The organism is Acinetobacter sp. CAU_H_S139_7 (assembly GCF_058599305.1).
The window spans coordinates 1,089,942-1,104,565 of sequence record NZ_CM178651.1 but is presented as its reverse complement, the minus strand read 5'-3'; the positions used below and the strand labels follow the sequence as shown (position 1 = coordinate 1,104,565).

Below are 14,624 nucleotides of genomic sequence, written 5' to 3'. Positions count from 1 at the left end.
TTCGATGTATTGTAAAAATCAAGCACAACAAAAATGCTTTATCAGGAACAATAAATACACTCATAGGACGAATGAAGAAATGACCCTACAAAGCTTAAATTTCGGTTTAGATGAAACACTCATTGCACTGCGTGATTCCGTTGCGGCTTTTTGTGCCAAGGAAATTACTCCTATTGCTCAACAAGTCGATCAGAACAACGAATTTCCGGCTCAGTTGTGGAAAAAATTTGGCGATATGGGCTTACTCGGTCTAACCGTCAGTGAAGAATACGGTGGTACAGGCCTAGGTTATTTAGCGCATATCATTGCCATGCAAGAAATCTCACGTGCTTCAGCTTCGATTGGTCTTTCTTATGGTGCACATTCTAACCTATGTGTGAATCAAATTAACCGAAACGGTAGCGAGGAACAAAAGCAGCGCTATTTACCTAAACTAATTTCAGGTGAATACGTCGGTGCACTTGCTATGTCTGAACCAAACGCAGGCTCAGACGTAGTCAGCATGAAACTCAAAGCTGAAGATTGTGGCGATCACTTTCTATTAAATGGTTCAAAAATGTGGATCACCAATGGTGGTGATGCTGATGTACTTGTGGTCTATGCCAAAACTGATCTGCATGCAGGCGCTAAAGGCATGACGGCTTTCCTTGTAGAAAAAGACATGGAAGGTTTTAGCCACGGCACACATTTAGACAAGTTGGGCATGCGTGGTTCGAACACTTACCCACTGTTCTTTGACAATGTGAAAGTGCCAAAAGAAAACGTGATGGGCGGTGTAGGAAACGGCACGAAAGTGCTCATGAGTGGTTTGGACTATGAGCGTGCGGTTTTAAGTGCAGGTCCTTTAGGCATTATGGATGCCTGCATGGACACCGTGATTCCCTATATCCATGACCGTAAACAATTCGGCCAAGCGCTCGGTGAGTTCCAGTTGATGCAAGGCAAAATTGCCGATATGTATTCGACTTGGTTGGCGTGTAAAGCGTTGGTTTATGCCGTGGGTGCTGAATGCGATAAGGCTGACCATAACCGTAGTCTACGTAAAGATGCAGCCAGTGCAATTTTATATGCTGCGGAAAAAGCTACATGGATGGCAGGTGAAACCATTCAGACCTTAGGTGGAAATGGTTATATCAATGAATTTTCTGCAGGCCGTCTATGGCGCGATGCAAAACTCTATGAAATTGGCGCGGGAACTTCTGAAATTCGCCGTATGTTGATTGGCCGTGAACTGTTTAATGAAACAGCTTAACCCTCCACAACAATAAAAATGACCAGGATGTTCGTGATGAATCAATTACATAGCAAGATCAATATTCGAAGTGAAGACTTCAAAACCAACCAAACCGCGATGCAAAGCTTGGTCGATGACTTAAAGCAAAAAGCAGAACAAATTGCTTTAGGTGGCGGTGAAGCGGCGCGACAAAAACATTTGGCACGCGGAAAACTGTTAGCACGTGATCGTATTGATCAGTTAATTGATGCAGGCACGGCATTCCTTGAAATTGGTCAGTTGGCAGCACAAAACGTCTATGCAGACGATGTGCCTGCGGCTGGTGTCGTTGCTGGTGTAGGTCAGGTCAATGGTGTGACCTGCATGATTGTCGCCAACGATGCGACAGTGAAAGGCGGCACGTACTACCCATTGACGGTGAAAAAACACTTACGTGCTCAAGAAATTGCGGAGCAAAACCATCTGCCATGTATTTATTTGGTTGACTCAGGTGGTGCATATTTACCGATGCAGGATGAAGTTTTCCCTGACCGTGATCACTTTGGACGTATTTTCTATAATCAAGCACGCATGTCGAGCATGGGGATTGCCCAAATTGCGGTGGTAATGGGCAGCTGTACGGCTGGCGGTGCATACGTACCTGCCATGTCTGATGAAACCATTATTGTGCGTAATCAAGGGACGATTTTCTTAGGTGGCCCACCGCTGGTGAAAGCGGCAACAGGTGAAGTGGTCAGCAGTGAAGACTTAGGCGGTGGTGATGTGCATACTCGCCTGTCAGGTGTGGCCGATCATTTGGCTGAAAACGACGAACATGCAATTGCCATTGCACGTAACATCGTAGCCAATCTGAATAAAACACCACATACGCGTGCAACAGAGATTGAAGAACCGTTATTTGATGCAACTGAACTGTATGGTGTTGTGCCAAGTGATGCACGTAAACCATTCGATATTCGTGAAGTGATTGCGCGTATTGTCGATGGTTCACGATTTGATGAATTCAAAGCTCGCTTTGGCACCACCTTAGTCACTGGTTTTGCCAAAATCTATGGCATGCCCGTTGGCATTATTGCCAACAACGGTATTTTATTTTCAGAGTCTGCACAAAAAGGGGCTCACTTTATTGAACTATGTACGCAGCGCAATATTCCCCTACTGTTCCTCCAAAACATCACTGGCTTTATGGTTGGCCGCCAATACGAAAATGAAGGCATTGCCAAAAATGGCGCTAAACTGGTCATGGCTGTTGCAACCGCAAATGTCCCGAAACTTACCCTCGTGATTGGTGGTTCATTTGGTGCAGGCAACTATGGTATGTGTGGTCGTGCCTATTCTCCACGCTTCATGTGGACATGGCCGAACTCGCGTATTTCAGTGATGGGTGGTGAACAAGCGGCAAGTGTATTGTCGACCTTAAAGCGTGATCAAATCGAAAAACGTGGCGAGTCTTGGTCTGCGGCAGAAGAAGATGATTTTAAACAACCCTTCCGTGACCAATTTGAACGTCAAGGCCATCCATATTATGCATCGGCGCGTTTGTGGGATGACGGTGTGATTGACCCTGCACAAAGCCGTCAGGTGCTCGGTTTAAGTTTAGCCGCAGCCTTAAATGCACCCATTCAACCGACCAAATTCGGCGTGTTCCGCATGTAGGAGATGAGCGATGAGCTTTCAATATTTACAACTCGAACAACGCGACCAAGTGGCAACGGTATGGATTAATCGTGCAGAAATGCATAATGCCTTCAATACTCAAGTGATTGAAGAACTGCACCGCTGCTTTAGCGAACTCAACACGCGTGATGATGTTCGTGTCGTGATTTTAGCAGGACGTGGCAAAAGCTTCTCGGCGGGTGCTGACCTGAACTGGATGAAAGAAGCAGGACAAGCCTCACAGGCTGAAAATGAAGCCGATGCATTAAAACTAGCGAAAATGCTACAAAGTTTAGCGACTTTAAAACAACCGACCATCGCCCGCGTGCAAGGCATTGCTTTTGGTGGTGGCATGGGACTAGCTTCTGCCTGTGATATTTGTGTCGCAAGCAGCGATGCTAAGTTTGCGACATCTGAAGTGCGCTTAGGTTTAGCCCCTTCAACCATTAGTCCTTATGTGATTCGTGCGATTGGCGCACGTCAAGCTTCACGCTACTTTTTAACCGCAGAACGTATTTCTGCGGAACAAGCCCTGCACATTGGTCTAGCGCATGTGGTGGCCGATGCTGAACAGTTAGATGAAAAAGTCACAGAAATAGTCGATGTCTTACTTTTGGGTGGGCCAGAAGCACAAACGGCTTCAAAACAACTTATCCAAATGGTCGATCAGCAAGTGTTAACCGAAGCATTATTGTTGCAAACCGCACAACATATTGCCCATGTACGCCAAGGATCAGAGGCGAAAAATGGCTTAAATGCTTTTTTAAATAAACACAGTCCAGTCTGGATCAAGACGACGGCATAACAACAAGAAAGGATATCGATATGTTTAATAAAATCTTAATTGCAAACCGTGGTGAAATTGCTTGTCGTGTGATCCGAACTGCAAAAAAAATGGGCATTGCCACCGTTGCAGTCTATTCAGATGCTGACGCTCAAGCACAGCACGTGCAACAAGCCGAAGAAGCCATTTATATCGGCGAATCCCCTGCTGCACAAAGCTATCTACAAATTGAACGTATTATCCAAGCTGCCTTAGACACGGGTGCAGAAGCAATTCATCCAGGTTATGGCTTTTTATCTGAAAATGACCAATTTGCCAATGCCTGCCAAAAAAACAACATTGTCTTTATTGGACCACCTGTAGATGCCATTTTAGCCATGGGCCTAAAAGCCACCTCTAAATCTTTAATGGAAAAAGCAGGCGTACCGCTGACACCGGGCTACCATGGCACTAACCAAGATCCTGACTTTTTAAAACAACAAGCCGATGCCATTGGCTACCCTGTGCTGATTAAAGCCAGTGCTGGCGGTGGTGGTAAAGGCATGCGCTTGGTTGATCGCGGCGAAGACTTTTTAAGCCATTTGGCTTCATGTAAAAGTGAGGCACGTTCAAGCTTTGGCAATGACGATGTACTGGTTGAACGCTATGTGGTACAACCGCGCCATATTGAAGTGCAGGTTTTTGGTGATACGCATGGTAACTATGTGCACCTATTTGAACGCGATTGTTCGGTACAACGTCGCCATCAAAAAGTATTAGAAGAAGCACCTGCGCCCCAAATGGCAGAGCCAAAACTCGAAGCCATGCGCCAAGCCGCTATTGATGCAGCACGTGCAGTGGATTATGTCGGTGCAGGTACAGTTGAATTTATTGTGGAACAAGACGGCACGGCGTATTTCATGGAAATGAATACCCGCCTGCAAGTTGAGCACCCTGTAACAGAGATGATTACAGGGCAAGATTTGGTGGAATGGCAACTTCGTGTAGCTTTTGGTGAACCACTGCCTAAACAACAACACGAACTCAGTATTCATGGTCATGCATTAGAAGCACGTGTCTATGCTGAAGAACCTGAAAAAGGTTTCTTACCTGCGATTGGCAAAATCCACTACCTGCACTACCCTCAGCAAAATGAGCATGTCCGCGTAGACAGTGGCATTGTTGAAGGGGATGAAATCACAACCTTTTACGACCCAATGATTGCCAAGTTAATTGTCTGGGCAAAGAATCGTGAAGCAGCACTCACTCAAATGCACCATGCACTCAGTCAGTTTCATGTCGATGGCTTGGGCAATAACATTGCATTCTTAGACCGTTTGGTCCGTTCAGAATCGTTTAAAACCGCCAACCTCGACACCAACTTAATTCAACGTGAAGAAGCGTTTTTACTGCAACACAATGAAACAGCCTCTTCAGAACTCATCATCACGGCGGCATTGATTGAACTTTTGTCCCGCTTTGCCAGCAATAAAACAGCTGCAAATCCTGTATGGCAAGCCGAGTCTCTATGGCGTTTAAATATTAATACCAGCTATGCCATTAAACTGGCACTGAACGATGAAGAACATAAAGTTTATTTCAGCCCAACGGCAAAAGGCTTTACAGCTAAGTACAATGGAAAGAGCGTTTTCATTCAAGGTGAATTGTTAGAGACACATTTAGCTAAAATTGAATATGCAACAAGTAAAAAAACGTATGCTTATAGTTCAAATGCACACGGCCTAACCCTGTATGCAGACGGTCATAGCTATAAATTTGCACATATTCAGCCTAACTTTAATACGGAAGATGATGCTTCTGATGCCAATAACTTAAAAGCACCTATGCCGGGTGTTATTACGCAAGTCTTGGTACAAAACAACAGTGCAGTGAAAAAAGATGATGTCCTCCTCACGCTTGAAGCGATGAAAATTGAATATTCAATTCGTGCTCCACATGATGGCATTGTCTCTGCAGCTTACTTCCAAGTCGGTGATCAGGTCAAAGCGGGTGATGAATTGGTTGAGTTTTCAAGCTTGGAAGGTGCCGCATGAATGAATTTGTCAAAATTGTCGAAGTTGGGCCGCGAGATGGTTTGCAAAATGAAAAGACACCGCTCACTTTGGATGACCGTCGTAAACTGATTTTAGATTTAATGCAGACAGGACTCAGTGCCATTGAAGTGGGTTCTTGCGTCTCTGCAAAGTGGGTTCCACAAATGGCACAAAGTGACGAACTCTTTGCCAGCTTACCCAAAGATCCGAATATCAGTTTTAGTTTACTGACCCCGAACTTGAAAGGGTTTGAGTCTGCTTTGGCCGTCGGCTGTCAGGAGGTTGCCGTTTTTACCGCAGCCTCCGAAAGCTTTACCCAAAAAAACATCAATTGCTCCATTGATGAAAGCTTTGAAAAATTTGCAGACATCATGACTGCGGCGAAAGCCCATAACATCAAAGTGCGTGGTTATGTGTCTTGTATTGTCGACTGCCCCTATGAAGGCGCAATTGCACCGAGCAAAGTTGCACAAGTCAGCCAACGTTTGCTGGACATGGGCTGCTATGAAGTGTCCTTAGGTGAAACGATTGGTACGGCAACACCAGACCGCGTGAAAAAAGTCTGGCAGGCATGTTTAGCTGAAATGGATGCCGCGAGTCTGGCAGGACATTTTCATAATACCTATGGCATGGCCATTGCCAATATTTACCAGTCTTTAGAACAAGGCATTCGTGTATTTGATTCGTCCATTGCAGGTTTAGGCGGCTGCCCCTATGCCAAAGGCGCATCGGGCAATGTCTCCACAGAAGACCTTTACTACCTACTCTCCAACATGGGTTATGACACAGGGATTGATCTTGATGCACTGATGATTGCCAGCCAAAACATCAGCCAAGTACTACAACGCACCAACCCATCTAACTATGCCAATGCATACTGGCAAAAGCGCTGTGCCTAAGCCATTTAATTGATAACGAGAACACTATGGTCAATAAAGTTTATTCAAGTGCAAAGGATGCACTGCAAGATGTGGTTCAAGATGGTCAAACCTTAGCGGTTGGTGGCTTTGGTTTATGCGGCATTCCAGAAAGTCTGATTGCAGCCTTAAAACAAACGGGCGTGAAAAACCTCACCTGTATTTCAAACAATGCAGGCGTCGATGGTTTCGGCTTAGGCCTCTTATTAGAAAGCAAACAAATCAAAAAAATGATTGCCTCTTATGTAGGTGAAAACAAAGAATTTGAACGTCAGTTCTTAAGTGGTGAGCTTGAAGTGGAGCTTACCCCTCAAGGCACGCTGGCAGAAAAACTCCGTGCCGGAGGTGCAGGTATCCCTGCCTTCTTTACCGCAACAGGTGTCGGCACACTCATTGCCGAAGGCAAAGAAGAGCGTGAGTTTAATGGAAAACCATATATTCTAGAAAACTCGCTCACCGCAGACATTGCACTCGTGAAGGCATACAAGGCCGATACTGCAGGTAACTTAATTTTCCGTAAAACCGCACAAAACTTTAACCCTGTATGTGCGATGGCTGGAAAAGTCTGCATTGTCGAAGTTGAGGAAATTGTTGAAATTGGCGCTTTAGATCCAGACCAGATCCACCTGCCGGGTATTTATGTCAATCGCATTGTGCTGAATGCAAACCCTGAAAAACGTATCGAACAACTCACATTAAAAGAGGAGGCTTAACCTATGGCTTGGTCTCGTAATGAAATGGCACAACGTGCAGCGCTTGAGCTGGAAAATGGTTTTTATGTCAATTTAGGCATTGGCTTACCCACACTGGTGGCCAACTATATTCCTGAAAATGTCAACGTCTGGTTGCAGTCTGAAAATGGATTGTTGGGTATTGGCGAGTTTCCAACGGCGGAAACGGTCGATGCCGATTTAATCAATGCTGGAAAACAAACTGTTACTGCACGTCAGGGCGCCGCATTTTTCTCTAGTGCAGATTCTTTTGCCATGATCCGTGGAGGTCATGTCAATATCGCCATTTTAGGGGCAATGGAAGTCTCACAAAATGGCGATTTGGCCAACTGGATGATTCCGGGTAAAAAAGTCAAAGGCATGGGTGGCGCCATGGATTTGGTTGCTGGAGTACAAAAAGTGGTGGTGCTCATGGAACACTCTGCAAAAGATGGTACACCGAAAATTGTCGAGCAGTGTAGCCTGCCTCTGACAGGTAAAAATGTCGTACATCGCGTGATTACTGACCTCGGTGTCATGGACATTACGCAGGAAGGTGTGAAATTAGTTGAACTGGCGAAAGATGTCAGTTTTGAAGACATTCAAAAAGTGACAGGTGTTGCTCTGATCCGCTAATTCGACATCATTTATACAATAGAAAAAATAATCCAATGCCTTTAAAGCAGCGATCCTGTTTTAAAGGCATTTCTATCAGCACGGATAGGCTGAATCAAAAATTCATACCTCATAGATAAAAATGGAATCAATGCATGGAAAACTCTCAAAATATTTTGCAACGTTTTGCACTACGTGTCAGTGATTGGTCGGAGAAATGGTTTCCAGACTCTTATATTTTTGCCCTATTGGGTGTCGTGATCGTCGCGATTGCCTCGATCAGCATTGGCGCACCTGCCAAAGATGTCGCAGTTTCCTTTGGTGATGGTTTTTGGAGTCTGATCCCTTTTACCTTACAAATGTGTATGCTGATTGTGGTTGGTTATGTGGTTTCTGTTTCAAAGCCTGTAGAGCTGCTGATTCAAAAAATGGCCCGAATTCCCCATAGTGGTCGCGGTGCAATTGTGCTTGTTGCCACGGTCAGTTTATTAATTTCGCTGATTAACTGGGCCATGAGTACGGTACTGACTGCCCTGCTGGTGATTGCGTTAGCTAAACGCAAAGAACTGAATATGGACTATCGTGCTGCCGCTGCCGCCGCGATTATTGGTATGGGAGCAACGTGGGCCTTAGGTATTAGTTCTTCTGCGGCACAACTGCAAGCCAACAAAGCCAGCCTGCCCGAATCGATTTACAATCTAACCGGTGTGATTCCCTTTACCGAAACCATTTTCTTGCCTCAGTCGATGATCATGACGGCTGTATTGATTATTGCCTCGATTGCTATTGCATTTTGGTCTGCACCCAAAGGGCAAGACATTAAAACCATTGATCAATTCCCCATCCAGTTTGAGGAAGAAACTAAGCCGACACCAACCACAAAACGCCCAGGAGACTGGTTAGAGAACTCGCCTTTATTGAGTATCTTGATTGTGCTCTTGGGTCTAGTTTGGATGTTCAATGAGTTCAGCAAAAGTAATCCGATCTTGGCCATTTCAAGCCTAAATACCTACAACTTTATTTTCCTGATGCTGGGTATTGCACTACATGGTACGCCACGAAATTTCCTCAATGCTGTCACCAAAGCCGTGCCAGCAGTCTCAGGGGTCCTGATTCAGTTTCCGCTGTATGGCAGTATCGCCTTTATGATGACACAAGCGTTAAACAGTCATGATTTGTCGCTATCACATTATATTGCTAAGTTTTTTGTTTCGATTGCCTCCAAAGAAACCTTTGCCATTGTGATGGGCTTATATTCTGCCATTTTAGGCTTTTTCATTCCTTCTGGCGGTGGTAAGTGGATTATTGAAGCACCCTATGTCATGCAAGCTGCACATGATTTAAAAGTGCATTTAGGCTGGTCGGTGCAAATCTATAATGCTGCTGAAGCCTTGCCGAATTTAATCAACCCATTTTTTATGCTGCCCATGCTTGGCATTCTCAAATTAAAAGCCAAAGATGTGATCGGCTTTACTGTCACTCAATTGGTTTTCCATCTGCCTTTGGTGCTGTTCCTACTTTGGATTTTAGGTCGTAGCCTGACCTATATGCCACCTACCTTCTAAACGAGGGACAAAAAACACAATCTAAATAAAAAAGGACGAATCATATTCGTCCTTTTCTCATTCTATAAAGCGTATTTTTAATGTAGTCCAATTAATTAAACACATTATTTAAATACACAATGCGCTCATTAGTTTTTTGGTTAAAGCACTTGGTATATTGCAATTGTTGATCTTGGGCACGTAAAGCATCATCCCAATATTGCGACTGCTTTTGATAGGTTTCTTTTTCACTATCCGTCATTTGATAGACACTTTTTTGAGAAATCACTTTACAGTCTACATCACGTTTTTCAAACCACTCCGTTTGGTCTTGTTGTAGCTGCTGTTTTTGCTCCTCAGTGAAATTATCCCAAGTTTGGTTCAGGCGTTCCACCACTTTGACTTGGTCAGCATCCAATTCCTTTTTACGAATATTCATGGCTTTCTGTGCCAGTTCCATCTGCGCAACTTCTTGCTCATTATATTGTTTGATGTTTTCTTGCTGCTCTAAATTGGCTTTTTCATAGGCCGCAAACTGCACCGCATGCTGAGTCACCAAAACCACACCATCAATCACGCCATTTTGATTGGGTACATTGAGGCTAATGCCCTCTTTATCCGTTTTAATGATGTTATAGCTAAATGCACCTTGTAGCTGATCATTGTCTAAGTTGAGTGAATATTCCCCCTCTTCTAAGACATCACGCAAAGTACTTTGATAACCGTCCTCACACTCTTCGCATGGACGCGCTAAAAACGCATTTTCAGCACGTTTCTGTAACCCTTTCGGGAAAATCACCACCAACTGGCTTTCGCAGTCCAATTGCTTCGCTGTATCAGGCTTTTCTGTAGTTGTTGAAATCCCTTTAATTTCAAAGCGAATGCCGTTATTAATCTGCGTTAATAATTTTTCATCGGCCTCATATTCACGGCTATCACGCAGACGGCGGTCTAGGGCTTTTAAGTATTCAGCTTTTAAATGCGCTTGAATTTGTTCGACATTGGCAGGAGCCGTACAACTCCAATCTGACATTTCTTGCGGTTCAGCAACCGTTTCTGTTTTATTCTCGGTTCGGTTACAAGCACTTAAAAATAAACTGCTCAAGATTAGACTGGCAAAAATTGTTTTCTTCATCATTATTATAAAACCATAAGGTTGTTGTTTTTCGCAGCGTATTTAACCAAAAAATAAGCTTTTATGCGAGTAGCTGTATAAAAGAACCCTGCCGTAGCAGGGTTAAAACATCGCTTAATTAACCTTTTCAACACCACGATCATCCACTTCACGCACCACACCCGAGTCTGTATTTAAAACCTCAAACTCGATACGGCGGTTTTTAAACTTACCTTCATCGGTTTGATTGTCTGCAATTGGCTTTTCTTGGCCATAACCAATCGCTCGCAACTGCGCAGGATCGACGCCTTTAAAAATTAAATAATCCACCACCGCCTGCGCTCGATTTTGCGACAAGGTTTTATTGACTGCCGCATCTCCCGTTGCATCTGTATGCCCCATCACGGTCAGTTTGACTTGAGGTGCTTTTTGCATCAGTGCTGCAGCCTGATCCAAAATCGACTTATTGACATCAGGTATCGCCGATGAAGCTGTATCAAAGTTAATAATTTGTAAATTCAATGCCGTGGCAACGTCTAGTGCTCGAACTTGCTCAGGATTAATTTCTGCCAGCGCACGCTCAGCATCACTAATACTGGTATCCACGGCACGGTTTACATCCAGTGGTTGCTGAGTCACAACTGTCATATTACGCAGTAAAGGTTTAATTTGATCTGCCACTTTAAGTGCATTGGCTGGATCTTGCGATTGAATCGATAACTGATTGCCAAACCATGTTAAATTTACATTTGGCACACCTTTCAACGCACTGATTACACTGGGTATCGCATCTTGGTCAATAAATTCAGTGTGATACATACTCTGCATATCTGCACCACAGCCGATGCTGTTATTAAAAATTTGCTTTACTTCTTTTTGCAAAATTTCAACATAAGCCGCATTGGCTGAGAAAATTTGGCAGGTAACCAAGTCTCCTGTTGCCCCTGTGGTGATTTGAAATTTAGCGGGCTGACTGGCATTCATATTTGCAGCAGGTGCTGTTTCAGTCTTGGCTTTGTCGGTACAGGCCCTAAAAATAAAAGCAAACAATGCCGCAAAAATAATTAAAGCCAAAACTGGCAGTAAAAATGACCGTTTCTCGTCTACTTTTGTGGCATGTACACTTGCAGGTGCGACATGTGTAGCCTGTCCTTGTAAGGTATTTACCCCTAATCCAGCCAGTAACGCGCTTGCCCACTCAGGTAAGGCACGACTAATGGAATCTGTGTTGACCCCTAGTAAATGGGAAATCGCTTCAGGTTCTGAAGAGCCTGCCTCAGTGGCTAAAAATGCTAATGCAGGTGTAATCGAACGGCTCAAGGTACTTTCAATTTCATCTGCGGACGCTGCCCCGCGAACATGCTCCAAAAACTGCTGCTTGAGACTGACATTCGATGCAAAAGCATCATTGAGACGTGGATTCAACTGCTGTTGAAATGCAGGAATCAGTTCAGACTTTGACTTTAATATAGACAGTAAAATTGGTAAAAAGGATTGAATTGCTTGATTTTTTTCAAGTAAATGTTGTGTATCACCCTCTAAAACAATTGCAGAGACATTTTGTTTTAGTAAATCCATAAAATCGATATTCATGAAGTCTTACCCCACTTTTTTTCATTGTTTTCATCGTCATTTTTCAGTTTATCTGTTCATTTTTTATACTTTGTAAAATATTGTATTTGCATCAGTTTTCTCTAGGCCCAATAAAAAAGCCAGCCGAAGCTGACTTTTTAATCCACGTTTCATGCAATATTTAAGCTGCAAAAGTTTTTATAACTTTTCCTTTCACCACTTGATTGATCAAAGGTGTATTTTTACCTTGTGACAAAATATTGTCTTTATTCACAATCCAGTCTAACTCAGGATCAATCAACACCCAGCCAGCTTCAGCAGACCAACGTTCAAGCATATTGGCTACCGTGGCTGGTGCAATCGTGACTTTTTCGACCCATTCCAAAGGACTGAACAAACCTTCGCGCACCAATTGCACACCAAAAGCTACATAGGTATCAAAAGCGGTAATGCCTGGCTGTGTTTCAGCAAATGGTGCTAGCTTTGCAGAGCTGCTCAGCGGTTCATGATGCGTACAAATCGCATCAATCACGCCACTTTTCACGCCTTGGCGCAGGAGCTCTTTATCCGACTCAGCACGTAATGGCGGACGGACGTGTGCAAGTGAGTTAAAGCCATCAATCAGCTGATCTGTTAAATGTAGCTGATGCATTGCCACATCACATGTAACTGGCAGGCCTTTATCTTTGGCAATTTTGATCAAATCGACAGAAGCACCTGTAGACAATAAACCAAAGTGGGCACGAACACCTGTCGCTTCAATCATTAACAAATACTTGGCAATGGCAATGGTTTCGGCAATCGCAGGGATGGTTGGTAAGCCCTGACGCGATGCCACAAAGCCCTCATGGACACAGCCATCTTTGGCAATTTGCGGTTCTTCGGCATAAAACACCACCGTCATACCAAGGCCTGCTGCGTATTCTAAAGTGCGCAGCACCACATCGTCATCTGCAAAAGGCGCACTGGCATTTGAAACAGCTGTACAACCACCCTTTTTAAGACCCGCCATATTTGCAGGTTGCTTACCTTGTAAGCCTTGGGTTTGAGCACCAATCACTTCAAGATAAATGCCGCCATCCAACATCGCTTTTTCCATCAAACCATGAATCAAAGCACCATTGTCTTGCACAATCGGTTTTGAGTCTGGCGGTGTAAATACATGCAAAATACCATTTTCACGCGCAGCACGACCTTCTGATTTTAATGTCCCGTGCTGTTGCTGACCTGGTTCACGTAGGCGTGCACATAAGTCCACCATGGTTGGCATTAACCACTTGCTTTGACCATCAATTGTTTCAGTGACATTAGCTGTTTCAGCAACCAGCTTGCCATTCTCGATATACACTGTTTGAACCGCATCTGTTTGATGAATTGGGTCAAGAACACGTACATTTTCAATTTTTACAACAGTCATGACTTATTCCTTATCCAGCAATCGCATCTAACAAACCTTGCTCTTGCAGTTGACCTTGCATTGCAAGCGCCAAAACTGCCATACGTACAGCAATCCCGTTGGTCACCTGATTTAAAATCACAGACTGTGGACCATCGGCAATACTGGAATCAATCTCTACACCACGGTTCATAGGCCCCGGATGCATTACGATGCAATCAGGTTTTGCCATCGCAAGACGTTCTTTGTTTAAACCGTACATTTTGTAGAATTCAGCTTGAGATGACAGCGCAGGCGAATCAATACGTTCATTTTGAATGCGTAAGGTAATAATCACGTCGCAGTCTTGAATCCCTGCTTCCATGTTATTAAATAAACGCACACCTTCACCATATTCATCAAAACCATATGGCAGCAGTGTGTTCGGTGCAATTACACGAATGTCTTTACAGCCGAGTGTTTGTAATGCAGCAACATCTGAACGCGCCACGCGTGAGTGTTTAATATCACCAATGATGGCAATTGAAATATCTTCAAATTTCTTTTTGGTTTCACGGCGAATGGTCAGCATGTCCAACATAGCTTGTGTTGGATGTGCATGACGGCCATCACCAGCATTGATAATTGCAACATGCGGACAAACGGTTTGGGCAATAAAATGTGCCGCACCCGACGAAGAATGACGTACCACAAAAATATCCGCAGCCATCGCTTCTAAGTTCCACAAAGTGTCTCTGAGCGTCTCCCCTTTGGAAGTACTTGAACGTGCGATATCAATATTTAATACATTTGCAGAAAGACGTTTTGCCGCTGCTTCAAAAGTGGTACGAGTACGGGTTGAGTTTTCAAAGAAAAGGTTCATTACCGTTCGACCTTCTAAGAGGTTGTTGGTAATCAGCTGATTTTGGTCATTAAAAAAGGACTGCGCAGTGTCCAATATTTTTGTAAGAGTTTCTTTAGAAAGACCTTCGATGGTGAGGAAGTGTTTGAGATGACCATCTTGGTTGAGTTGAATCTGACTCGGAGTATGCAATGCTGCCAAGTGCATG

General features: G+C 44.0%; 12 protein-coding genes. 8 read left to right on the top strand and 4 right to left on the bottom strand.

The window, feature by feature from the left end:
• The first annotated feature begins 79 nt into the window (after nt 1-79).
• From AC4MC0_RS05430 to AC4MC0_RS05395, 8 genes are all read left to right on the top strand, one after another.
• Nucleotides 80-1,252, top strand: a complete 1,173-nt coding sequence (locus AC4MC0_RS05430) for an isovaleryl-CoA dehydrogenase (protein ID WP_491887332.1) — start codon at nt 80-82, stop codon at nt 1,250-1,252.
• Nucleotides 1,253-1,288: 36 nt separating this feature from the next.
• Nucleotides 1,289-2,890 carry a carboxyl transferase domain-containing protein gene (locus AC4MC0_RS05425; RefSeq protein ID WP_062033822.1) on the top strand — a complete coding sequence of 534 codons (1,602 nt, stop codon included), beginning with the start codon at nt 1,289-1,291 and terminating at the stop codon, nt 2,888-2,890.
• 10 nt (nt 2,891-2,900) lie between these two features.
• Nucleotides 2,901-3,695, top strand: coding sequence for an enoyl-CoA hydratase/isomerase family protein (locus AC4MC0_RS05420; RefSeq protein ID WP_078388946.1), 795 nt, complete (start codon nt 2,901-2,903; stop codon nt 3,693-3,695).
• A 20-nt stretch (nt 3,696-3,715) separates the two neighbouring features.
• Nucleotides 3,716-5,707: an acetyl/propionyl/methylcrotonyl-CoA carboxylase subunit alpha gene (locus AC4MC0_RS05415; protein WP_279690895.1), complete on the top strand. Its 1,992-nt coding sequence runs from the start codon at nt 3,716-3,718 to the stop codon at nt 5,705-5,707.
• Nucleotides 5,704-6,606, top strand: coding sequence for a hydroxymethylglutaryl-CoA lyase (locus AC4MC0_RS05410; protein WP_114836818.1), 903 nt, complete (start codon nt 5,704-5,706; stop codon nt 6,604-6,606). Before AC4MC0_RS05415 ends, AC4MC0_RS05410 begins: the two co-directional genes overlap by 4 nt.
• Nucleotides 6,607-6,632: 26 nt before the next feature.
• Nucleotides 6,633-7,337, top strand: a complete 705-nt coding sequence (locus tag AC4MC0_RS05405; RefSeq protein ID WP_004982282.1) for a CoA transferase subunit A — start codon at nt 6,633-6,635, stop codon at nt 7,335-7,337.
• Between the two features lie 3 nt (nt 7,338-7,340).
• The gene (locus AC4MC0_RS05400; RefSeq protein ID WP_004696203.1) at nt 7,341-7,970 is read left to right on the top strand and encodes a CoA transferase subunit B; all 630 of its coding nucleotides are present in this window, start codon (nt 7,341-7,343) and stop codon (nt 7,968-7,970) included.
• Nucleotides 7,971-8,104: 134 nt separating this feature from the next.
• Nucleotides 8,105-9,514, top strand: a complete 1,410-nt coding sequence (locus AC4MC0_RS05395) for a short-chain fatty acid transporter (RefSeq protein ID WP_491887331.1) — start codon at nt 8,105-8,107, stop codon at nt 9,512-9,514.
• 91 nt (nt 9,515-9,605) lie between these two features.
• Here AC4MC0_RS05395 and AC4MC0_RS05390 read toward each other — a convergent pair whose 3' ends face one another.
• The 4 genes from AC4MC0_RS05390 to AC4MC0_RS05375 all read right to left on the bottom strand — a co-directional run bounded on the left by AC4MC0_RS05390 (nt 9,606) and on the right by AC4MC0_RS05375 (nt 14,623).
• On the bottom strand, nt 9,606-10,628 hold the full coding sequence (locus AC4MC0_RS05390; protein WP_490450324.1) for a DUF1311 domain-containing protein: 1,023 nt from the start codon (nt 10,626-10,628) through the stop codon (nt 9,606-9,608).
• 114 nt (nt 10,629-10,742) lie between these two features.
• Nucleotides 10,743-12,200, bottom strand: a complete 1,458-nt coding sequence (locus tag AC4MC0_RS05385; RefSeq protein WP_491887330.1) for an OmpA family protein — start codon at nt 12,198-12,200, stop codon at nt 10,743-10,745.
• 160 nt (nt 12,201-12,360) lie between these two features.
• Complete coding sequence (locus AC4MC0_RS05380; protein ID WP_335997864.1) at nt 12,361-13,596, bottom strand: dihydroorotase; 1,236 nt, start codon at nt 13,594-13,596, stop codon at nt 12,361-12,363.
• Nucleotides 13,597-13,606: 10 nt separating this feature from the next.
• Complete coding sequence (locus AC4MC0_RS05375; protein WP_004696193.1) at nt 13,607-14,623, bottom strand: aspartate carbamoyltransferase catalytic subunit; 1,017 nt, start codon at nt 14,621-14,623, stop codon at nt 13,607-13,609.
• Nucleotide 14,624 lies beyond the last annotated feature (1 nt).

Coding starts and splice junctions, on each gene's coding strand:
- AC4MC0_RS05430 (WP_491887332.1), top strand. CDS start 80: ATGACCCTACAAAGCTTAAATTTCGGTTTAGATGAAACACTCATTGCA.
- AC4MC0_RS05425 (WP_062033822.1), top strand. CDS start 1,289: ATGAATCAATTACATAGCAAGATCAATATTCGAAGTGAAGACTTCAAA.
- AC4MC0_RS05420 (WP_078388946.1), top strand. CDS start 2,901: ATGAGCTTTCAATATTTACAACTCGAACAACGCGACCAAGTGGCAACG.
- AC4MC0_RS05415 (WP_279690895.1), top strand. CDS start 3,716: ATGTTTAATAAAATCTTAATTGCAAACCGTGGTGAAATTGCTTGTCGT.
- AC4MC0_RS05410 (WP_114836818.1), top strand. CDS start 5,704: ATGAATGAATTTGTCAAAATTGTCGAAGTTGGGCCGCGAGATGGTTTG.
- AC4MC0_RS05405 (WP_004982282.1), top strand. CDS start 6,633: ATGGTCAATAAAGTTTATTCAAGTGCAAAGGATGCACTGCAAGATGTG.
- AC4MC0_RS05400 (WP_004696203.1), top strand. CDS start 7,341: ATGGCTTGGTCTCGTAATGAAATGGCACAACGTGCAGCGCTTGAGCTG.
- AC4MC0_RS05395 (WP_491887331.1), top strand. CDS start 8,105: ATGGAAAACTCTCAAAATATTTTGCAACGTTTTGCACTACGTGTCAGT.
- AC4MC0_RS05390 (WP_490450324.1), bottom strand. CDS start 10,628: ATGAAGAAAACAATTTTTGCCAGTCTAATCTTGAGCAGTTTATTTTTA.
- AC4MC0_RS05385 (WP_491887330.1), bottom strand. CDS start 12,200: ATGAATATCGATTTTATGGATTTACTAAAACAAAATGTCTCTGCAATT.
- AC4MC0_RS05380 (WP_335997864.1), bottom strand. CDS start 13,596: ATGACTGTTGTAAAAATTGAAAATGTACGTGTTCTTGACCCAATTCAT.
- AC4MC0_RS05375 (WP_004696193.1), bottom strand. CDS start 14,623: ATGCACTTGGCAGCATTGCATACTCCGAGTCAGATTCAACTCAACCAA.